Here is a 553-nt window from a genome sequence, read left to right as displayed (position 1 = left end):
CCCCACCCCAACTCACCCCTACACAGTGATGGCCCCAGTAGATCTCGAGCGGGGACTTAAACGAAAGAAAGCAAAAGAAAAAGCCGGCTCCATCACTGGAACCGGCTTATCAATATGGCGACCCTGACGGGACTTGAGCCCGCGACCTCCGCCGTGACAGGGCGGCGCGCTAACCAACTGCGCCACATGGCCATTTTTCAATTTTTCGTACCTCATTGGGCACGGATAGTTACTTTACACAACGTTGCTGAAATCAAACAAATCTGCAGTTTAACTGCGGTTTTCTCTACTCTTGCGCACCAGTTTTTCAAAAGGCCGCATGAGGCAACGCAAAATATAGGCAGGCGCACACGCAAAGATTTCAGGCCAAGCCATATAAGGCGCTGTAAAGGCGCGTGCGCTTGCCGACGCCGCCTCTTCGAGCCGAGCCACACCTCACGGCTTCAGCGGCCCTCTACGTCGCCATAAAGACGTTTTTGAAGCACGCGCCGCGCCTCTAAGCCCCGCCCCGGTGAAACAACTCCCCCACCCCAACTCACCCCTACACAGTGAT

Annotated in this window: 1 tRNA gene; it reads right to left on the bottom strand. The window is 55.3% G+C overall.

From position 1 onward, the window contains the following. Window positions 1-115 precede the first annotated feature (115 nt). A tRNA-Asp gene (locus HMPREF2724_RS01255) sits at window positions 116-192 on the bottom strand. Between the last annotated feature and the right edge of the window lie 361 nt (window positions 193-553).

The organism is Corynebacterium sp. HMSC071F07 (assembly GCF_001810285.1).
In the GTDB taxonomy this organism is placed as follows: domain Bacteria; phylum Actinomycetota; class Actinomycetes; order Mycobacteriales; family Mycobacteriaceae; genus Corynebacterium; species Corynebacterium simulans.
This window is presented reverse-complemented; position numbering and strand designations above follow the sequence as displayed.